The organism is Flavobacterium sp., from assembly GCF_049590715.1.
Taxonomy (GTDB): domain Bacteria; phylum Bacteroidota; class Bacteroidia; order Flavobacteriales; family Flavobacteriaceae; genus Flavobacterium.
The window spans coordinates 1-7,870 of the sequence record NZ_JBAWDL010000272.1; the positions used below are offsets into that span (position 1 = coordinate 1).

Here is a 7,870-nt window from a genome sequence, read left to right on the forward strand (position 1 = left end):
AATCAAGTCAATTATTCTAGACGAATACCCAATTTCATTATCATACCATCCTACAACCTTCACCATTTTGTCAATAACTGAAGTCAATTGCGCATCAAACAAACACGAATTACGATTTCCTAATATATCAACAGATACAATAGGGTCTTCAGTATAATCTAAAATTCCTTTAAGGTTCGTTTGAGCTGCTTTTTCAAATGCGGAGTTGATTTCTTCGATCGATACATTTCGTTTTACGTTGAAAGTAATATCCGTTAAAGAACCATCAGGCACAGGAACACGGATTCCGCAACCTCCTAATTTATCATCTAATTCTGGGAAAATTTTAGTCAATGCTTTTGCAGCCCCTGTTGTTGTAGGAACAATAGATTGACTTGCTCCACGGGCCCGACGCAAATCTCTATGCGGTTGATCGTGTAAACTTTGGTCGGTAGTGTAGGAGTGAATGGTCGTGATGTATGCTTGCTCAATACCACATAATTCATTGATGACTTTAATCATCGGAGCAGCGTTATTGGTCGTGCAACTCGCATTCGATATGATGGTTTCAGTGCCATCAAGAATATGTTCGTTAACACCTAAAACCACCGTTTTAATATTTTCAACTTCAGCAGGAGCAGAGAGGATTACTTTTTTGGCTCCAGCCAAAATATGGGCATTGATATCGTCAAAGGTTTTGTATTTTCCTGTGGATTCAATAACATAATCGAGGTTCAGGGATTTCCAATCGAGATTAGCAATGTTCTTTTCGTGGAAAAATAAATAATGAGTATCATCTACAAAGAAACCTTTATCATCTGCTTTTACAATACTAGGCAAAACACCGTGAATACTATCGTATTTAAGCAAATGTGCCATTGTTTTGGTATCTGCGATATCGTTGATGGCAACGACTTCGATGGTAGGATGGTTCAAAAGCAATCGGAAAAGATTTCGTCCTATTCTTCCAAAACCATTTATAGCAATTCTGATCATAAGTTTTTTAAGATTCTAAGGTGCTAAGATTCTAAGGTGTAAGTAGTATGGAGTTTGAATTGTTCTTTACTTAGAACCTCAATTTCTCAGTACCTTAGAGCCTTAAAAATTATAATATATGTTTCTGTGCTTTATATGAAGAACGCACTAATGGTCCACTTTCTACATGGCGGAAACCTAATTCCAGTCCGTAAGCTTCATATTTAGCGAACTGTTCTGGTGTGATAAATTCTTTTACAGGAAGGTGTTTTTTACTCGGTTGCAAGTATTGACCAATAGTCACTACATCCACATTGGCATCACGAAGGTCACGCATCGTTTGATACACTTCTTCTTCTTGCTCACCAAGACCTAACATTATACCTGATTTAGTTCTGTTAATTCCTTTTTCTTTAAGGTAACGCAACACTTCCAGACTACGATCATATTTGGCTTGGATTCGTACCTCTCGAGTCAATCGGCGTACGGTTTCCATATTGTGGGACACTACTTCTGGGTTAGCGTCCACGATACGGTCAATGTTTCTTTCGATACCTTGAAAATCTGGAATCAACGTTTCTAGAGTGGTGTTTGGGTTCATTCTACGAATGGCTTTTACAGTTTCAATCCAAATAATCGAACCTCCATCTTTCAAATCGTCTCTATCCACACTCGTAATAACAGCATGTTTAATGTTCATAATTTTAATAGAACGCGCCACTTTTTCAGGCTCATCCCAATCTACTGTTTCAGGGCGACCCGTTTTTACGCCACAAAATCCACAAGAACGGGTACAAGTGTTCCCTAAAATCATAAAGGTAGCTGTCCCTTCGCCCCAGCATTCACCCATGTTTGGGCAACTTCCAGAAGTGCAAATCGTGTTCAAGCTATATTTGTCCACTAAACCGCGAAGCTCTGTATATTTTTTTCCAATAGGGAGTTTTACTTTTAGCCATTTTGGTTTTGCAACCGGTGCAGTAGTCTCTAAAACAGTTTCCATATATCAATTTTCAGATTGCAAAGATAAGGAAAGCGTATTTAAAATAGGCTGTTTAAGTTTTCAAGCTTCGCTATAGATTTGTTAAAAAAATAAACAGCATCGGACTGATGCTGTTTATCTAATTGTGAATTTTAATTCTAAAACAGGTACTTAATACTGTTTGATGGTCAGGCTGAACTTATCGAAGCCTCTAGCGATTTGTTTGGTTTTGATTATTAGGTATGGTTCTTTCGACAGGATCAGACTTACATTTGTTTTGAATTAGAATGCTCTTTTTTAATTCATCATTACCGAAATAGGTAAAGTATAAGCCGTGCGAACGGCTTGTGAATCAATAATCCCTGGTGACCATCTGGTTTTTAACGATTTCAATACCCGAATAGCTTCTTTTCCTAAGCCATAACCAGGATCGTTTTTTACTTGAATATCGGTCATACTTCCGTCTTTTTCTACAATGAAAGAAACGATGATGCGAACCATCTTTTCGTTGTTAATTTCGGGTGCTTCAAAATTCCGACCTACATAATTATAAAATTTTTCAATCCCACCAGGAAAAGCAGGTTGCTTGTCCAAAATAGCAGCGGTTACTACTTTGTTTCCATAATCACTTCCAGCACCCGTAATAGTTCCAGTGCCTGAGCTCGGGCCAGTTTCTGTGCTAGGATACGCACTCGCTACACCTGTTCCTTCAGATGAGATAATAGTTGGTAAGACATCTACATTTCTAGGGATATCAGGAGTTGCAAGAGTTGATGATACAATAATAGGATGCAACATCGAAGGTGTTTTTAGTACTTCTGGAGCAATTTGTTCTACAGGAGGTTGACTATTTGATTTAACTACAGGAGGTTTTTCGACTAAATTTAAGTGTACCACATCAATTGGAGGAACGATGGGAATCTCGTCAATATTATTTTCTACTGGCGAAGTATCACCAAGATTAAAACTAAGCAAGACTTTAGGAATGGTGAATAATAGAGCGCATAGCGAAAGCCCTACTACAAATGCCATAAAAGAGGTTTTACCATTCTCTTGACGCAATTGAAAAGCACCATATTCTTTGTTTCTGTTTTCGAAAACTAGATTCATCCAGCCGATTTCGTAAATACTTGATTTTGACATAATTCATTTGGTTTAATGGTTAAGTAAAAATCATTACATAGGCAAGTATGGTGTTTTTTATCTTAACGCATTAGTAGGAAAAATATTGTCTTGAATATTGTTTTTTTTAGGAGCAGAACGAATTTGTTTTTTATCAAGTCTCGTCCCGCTCTACGCAATATCTTTTTTGTTAAGGCTGCGTTCCTCGCCCTAACAAAAAAGGATATTTGCTGCGATCGGGGCTATTTATGGACGTTTTGTTCTTTTATGTACGGTAAGAGTGCTCGTTGTATAAAAATGATGTTGAATAAAGCTTGTCGAAGCCATTATTAAGATCTTATCAGATACCAAAGGCTTGGATTAACATGCAAACCTAAGTTTAAATGATTCAAGAATATAGATTATTATCTGCAAAAATCTGCGTGATTATTTTTTTCACGCAGGTTTTACAGATTTTAAATTGTATAATCTATGCTAATCCTTTTAATCCGTAGCAAAAAAAATATTCAGCCTTATAATTAATACTAGTCATTAATTATTTTCAGTATATTTTTTGAAATTTGTCAAAATAGCCTGCCAGCCATTTCTTTGCATTTCAATAGGATTTTCGGTTTCAGCATCAAAAGTAACGATTACTTCCGTTTGATTGCCTAAATCGTTGAATTGTACCGTGGCAGTTCTTCCTCCAAATTCATAGGTGAATTCTTGAAGCTCTTTAATATCGGTATAAATGGCCTCAAAATCAAATCCAAAACTACCATCTTTGGCTTCCATTCGTGATTTGTAAATGCCACCTATTTGCATATCGTTTTCGGCTTTTGGACAATGCCAACTAGGATCAGCAAAATTCCAATTGACAATATGATTGGGACTGTTATAATACATCCAGACTTTTTTTATTTCAGCGTCAACAAGGGTTGTAACGGTGATTCTTGAATTTTCCATTTTGTATCCATTTTAAATTGATTATACAAAGATGCAAGATTTTTCTAAAAGTTAATACGTGTAATAAAGACAGTCTCAGGGGGATTTATGACAAAGTGTGTAGTTCTGCTAAATCCGTAAGTATATAGAGAGGTGTGCTGATGGATTAACTTTTGCTACGAATTTAATTTCTTTTTTGCTGATTTTTTCTTTTTAAAGAAATCATTTAGTGCTTTTTCTTCAGTTAATGTTAAAGAACCTATTCCTCCAATAGTATCTATTTCTAAATCTAATTTTTTAGTTTTCATAATTATTTATTTTGAAAATATTTGTTGATTAATTTCAATGCTGATTTTGTTTCGATTATCATTATTGGAATGCTTTTTCTTTAGAATTATTCTCATGCAATATTTGAGCAATTCCTAAAGAAAATTTTGGAATTATTGTTGGATTTGGAATATCCAGAGGTTTGCTTTCTTTTATTTTCTTTTGTACGTCATCAATGTTAAACATAAATCCTGTAAAATCAGTATCATTTTTTATGACTTTCAAAACTTCTGCATGTGAATAAGGATTACGCAATTCCTTTTTATTTATATGTAAATTGTGGAAACATCTTTTTTTAATCGTTTAGCAATTTCTAGTTTTGAATAATTTTCATTTAGCAATGTTTCTATTATGTATCTTTGCTCTTGTGTAATTTGGCTTATGATTTGCAATTTTTGGTCGAGGAGTAAGTAAGGCTAAATTTACCATTCAACAAAAGAGGAAAAGAATTAATTTAATTTTCTCTTTTCTGATAAAAATTAACCTAACTGCAACTTCCAAATGTTACATATATTAATTGAATCTAAGGGAGTTTTGATACTGTTTTTTTTGTAAAAATAAACCTAAAGGCCTTGTGTATTTTACACATTTTATAATAAAAGTTGAATATGAAATTTGGAATTTTAAGAGAAAGAAAGAATCCACCTGATCAAAGAGTTGTTTTTTCACCTCAAGCATTAGTTAATTTGCAACAGCACTATCCTGATTTTTCAGTAAAAGTGGAACAGTCTGATATCCGAGTGTTTAAGGATCAAGAATATCAAGATGTAGGGATTGAAGTTGTAGCTAATGTGAATGATTGTGATGTTTTAATTAGTGTAAAAGAAATTCCTGTGGAGCAGTTAATAGCTGATAAAGCGTATTTCTTTTTCTCACATACGATCAAAAAGCAACCTCATAACAGAGCACTACTTCAAGCGGTGTTGGAAAAAAATATTGATTTGTATGACCACGAAACGATTGTTGATGAAAACAATCGCAGATTAATTGGTTTTGGGAAATATGCGGGTTATGTTGGAGTGTATAATAGTATTCGTGCGTTTGGTGTGAAATATGAATTGTTTAAATTACCCAAAGCAAATACATTAAACGGAAAAGAAGAACTCATAAAATACCTTAAGCGATTGGTATTGCCACCATTAAAGATCGTTATCACAGGAAAGGGTAAAGTAGGTAAAGGAGCTAAAGAAATTCTTGATGCTATCAAAATTAAAGAAGTTTCAGTGGATAATTATTTGACTAAAAAATATGCGCAATCCGTTTATACTCAAATTGGTGTTTTAGAGTATTACAAAAGAATAGACAATCAGGAATTTACTTTTGATAATTTTAAAGAAAATAAAGAGGCTTACCAATCTCATTTTGAACGATTTTCTATGGTTTCTGATATTTATATTTCTGGACACTTTTATGACAATTATTCTCCAGCAATTTTAACACGTGAAATGTTGCAGTCTAAAGATTGTAAAATTAAAGTAGTAGCTGATATTTCATGTGATGTCAACGGGCCTATTGCTTGTACGTTGCGTTCTTCTTCCATTGAAGAGCCTTTATATGGTTATTTGCCTACTGAAAATAAAGAAACCGAAGTCTATCATCCTGCAGCTATCGTGGTGATGGCTGTTGATAATTTACCGAGTGAATTGCCTAGAGATGCTAGTATTGGTTTTGGTGAAATGTTTGCAGAACACGTCATTCCTGCTTTTTTTAATGGGGATAAAGACGGAGTGCTTCAAAGAGCACAAATTACTAAAAATGGAAAATTAACCCCTCGATTTAGTTACTTACAAGATTATGTAGATGGTAAATAGCTAAAGATAAAAAACCAATAAAAGCGAAGAGGTACTTTGAATGAATCTTGGTTTTTATTGGTTTATAAGTAAAATTAATTGCCAAATGAAGTTTTTTAAATGGTATCTAAAAGGGTATGTCTATTGGGTTATTCAGTCAATTTATTGAATTTTTGGATCAATACTTCTCCTCTTTTTTCATCTCCAGTTTTTTTTAAGGCATCTCCAAATCGAAAATAGATTACAGGCTCTACTTCAGAAGTCATAATAAATAATTCTTCATACCATTTTACGGCTTTTTCCATTTGTTTGTTAAAGTAAAAATAATTGCCTAGTTCTTTGAATAAAAAGATAGATTTATACCCTTTATCAGCCACTCTTTCATAGGTATCCATGATGTTGATATTGATATGATCTGAGCTCTCTCGTTTAGGTAGGTTTTTAACAAATTCAATTTTTTCATCAATTTTAATTGGTTTTGCAATAACAGTCGTTTCAGTTCGAACGGGTTCAACAACTTCGGTCGTTTCTGATTTTAGGATACTTTGAATTGCTACGGCTAATGATACTTTTTCCATTTTTTGATTTTCAGGAATTTCAATTTTTTTACTATCAATTTTAATTTGAGTAAGATTGTTAGGTTTTTGAGTAACTCCTAGATCTGGATCCGAATTTTTAGTTTCTACATAGTAATTTTTTTTAGCAAAATTCTCGTTTTTATAAATGGGGGTAATAATTCGGATGTTGTTAGGTCCTAAATCATAAGTGTTAATAAGACTTAAGTCAGAGACAGTATAGCGAGTTGTTGTTCCGCCAAATTTCATGTTTATGATTTCTTCCACAGCATAGTACTTGACATCTTTGGTTTCTATGGTATTGTAAATAGTACTTTTTTGGCTGTATCCATTATAGGAGGATAGCGTAATTATGAGAAACATTACTTTAATAGTAGTTTTTTTCATGGTGGATGTGTTTGAAAAGTTTAATTCTACAAATTAATTGATTGTAATGGAAATTCTCATTTAGGAGAAATTTCTAGAAATTTTGATAGTATTTTTTAATAAAAAAAATATCCAACTGCATTCGTTAACTAGTATTGTTGGGGACAATTTTAGTTGCTTTTTTTAAGTAGGTAAATCCTCTGAAATTTAACAAAAAAAAGCCTTTAAAACAATTGTTTTAAAGGCTTTTTAATAATTAATAACAAATTAAAATTTATAATTGTATCCCATACGGATTACTTGGGTTTCATAATAATCATTACTGGTATAATAAAAGCCATCTCCATGGATTCGTTTTTTAGAAACCATGGTGTTGAGCAAGTCGGTTGCATTGATAAAAAATTCTCCTTTGCCATTTTGAACCGACTTTTTGATACCAAAATCAAGCGAATAACGGGAATCCATTTTCCCTTGAGGTATAATATCGGGAGCCAAATAAATGGCTGTCAATTGCGCATCCACGGTTTTGGTAAAATGAAACGTATTATTCCATTTTAAATTTCCAGAATAAATCACTTGCTTCTCTGCTGAAAATAAATGAGCACTTGGGTATTTGTTCTCTACCGTAAAAGCGTCTATCTGATTGCGATACGCATTAGCATTCACATTAAACGAATATAGCGAACTTACTTCTTGAGAGAAAACTATTTCGATTCCTGAATTGTAACTTTTATTTACATTCTGAAAAGTAGCATAAATGATTTCACTTCCCGACACCGTACTTGAAATTCGGGTTATAGTTCCGTCAGCAAAACGATGGTAAAGTGCCGTAT

9 protein-coding genes and 1 pseudogene are annotated in these 7,870 nt (G+C 33.6%); 1 reads left to right on the forward strand and 9 read right to left on the reverse strand.

The window, feature by feature from the left end; genetic code table 11:
- The 7 genes and pseudogenes from gap to WBQ70_RS12165 form a co-directional block, all read right to left on the reverse strand.
- On the reverse strand, window positions 1-975 hold a 975-nt coding region (gene gap / locus WBQ70_RS12135), incomplete at its 3' end, for a type I glyceraldehyde-3-phosphate dehydrogenase (protein WP_423914581.1).
- Window positions 976-1,084: 109 nt separating this feature from the next.
- Window positions 1,085-1,954, reverse strand: a complete 870-nt coding sequence (gene lipA / locus WBQ70_RS12140) for a lipoyl synthase (RefSeq protein ID WP_423914584.1) — start codon at window positions 1,952-1,954, stop codon at window positions 1,085-1,087.
- A 276-nt stretch (window positions 1,955-2,230) separates the two neighbouring features.
- Entirely contained in the window at window positions 2,231-3,076 is an 846-nt protein-coding gene (locus WBQ70_RS12145; protein WP_423914585.1) for an energy transducer TonB, read from the reverse strand.
- A gap of 510 nt (window positions 3,077-3,586) precedes the next feature.
- Window positions 3,587-4,000, reverse strand: a complete 414-nt coding sequence (locus WBQ70_RS12150; protein ID WP_423914588.1) for an SRPBCC family protein — start codon at window positions 3,998-4,000, stop codon at window positions 3,587-3,589.
- A gap of 155 nt (window positions 4,001-4,155) precedes the next feature.
- Window positions 4,156-4,287 carry a hypothetical protein gene (locus WBQ70_RS12155; protein WP_423914591.1) on the reverse strand — a complete coding sequence of 44 codons (132 nt, stop codon included), beginning with the start codon at window positions 4,285-4,287 and terminating at the stop codon, window positions 4,156-4,158.
- Between the two features lie 61 nt (window positions 4,288-4,348).
- Window positions 4,349-4,561: a hypothetical protein gene (locus tag WBQ70_RS12160; protein ID WP_423914594.1), complete on the reverse strand. Its 213-nt coding sequence runs from the start codon at window positions 4,559-4,561 to the stop codon at window positions 4,349-4,351.
- Between the two features lie 14 nt (window positions 4,562-4,575).
- A pseudogene (locus tag WBQ70_RS12165) lies at window positions 4,576-4,689 on the reverse strand (helix-turn-helix domain-containing protein); the annotation flags it as partial.
- A 225-nt stretch (window positions 4,690-4,914) separates the two neighbouring features.
- Here WBQ70_RS12165 and WBQ70_RS12170 point away from each other — a divergent pair.
- Entirely contained in the window at window positions 4,915-6,117 is a 1,203-nt protein-coding gene (locus WBQ70_RS12170) for an NAD(P)-dependent oxidoreductase (protein WP_423914597.1), read from the forward strand.
- 128 nt (window positions 6,118-6,245) lie between these two features.
- On the opposite strand, the gene WBQ70_RS12175 is transcribed toward WBQ70_RS12170, so the two are convergent.
- Window positions 6,246-7,058 (reverse strand): tetratricopeptide repeat protein, encoded by an 813-nt coding sequence (locus WBQ70_RS12175; protein ID WP_423914599.1) that lies wholly within the window; start codon window positions 7,056-7,058, stop codon window positions 6,246-6,248.
- A gap of 246 nt (window positions 7,059-7,304) precedes the next feature.
- A partial coding sequence (locus WBQ70_RS12180; RefSeq protein ID WP_423914602.1) for an outer membrane beta-barrel protein occupies window positions 7,305-7,870 on the reverse strand: 566 nt, incomplete at its 5' end.

Coding starts and splice junctions, on each gene's coding strand:
- lipA (WP_423914584.1), bottom strand. CDS start 1,954: ATGGAAACTGTTTTAGAGACTACTGCACCGGTTGCAAAACCAAAATGG.
- WBQ70_RS12145 (WP_423914585.1), bottom strand. CDS start 3,076: ATGTCAAAATCAAGTATTTACGAAATCGGCTGGATGAATCTAGTTTTC.
- WBQ70_RS12150 (WP_423914588.1), bottom strand. CDS start 4,000: ATGGAAAATTCAAGAATCACCGTTACAACCCTTGTTGACGCTGAAATA.
- WBQ70_RS12155 (WP_423914591.1), bottom strand. CDS start 4,287: ATGAAAACTAAAAAATTAGATTTAGAAATAGATACTATTGGAGGAATA.
- WBQ70_RS12170 (WP_423914597.1), top strand. CDS start 4,915: ATGAAATTTGGAATTTTAAGAGAAAGAAAGAATCCACCTGATCAAAGA.
- WBQ70_RS12175 (WP_423914599.1), bottom strand. CDS start 7,058: ATGAAAAAAACTACTATTAAAGTAATGTTTCTCATAATTACGCTATCC.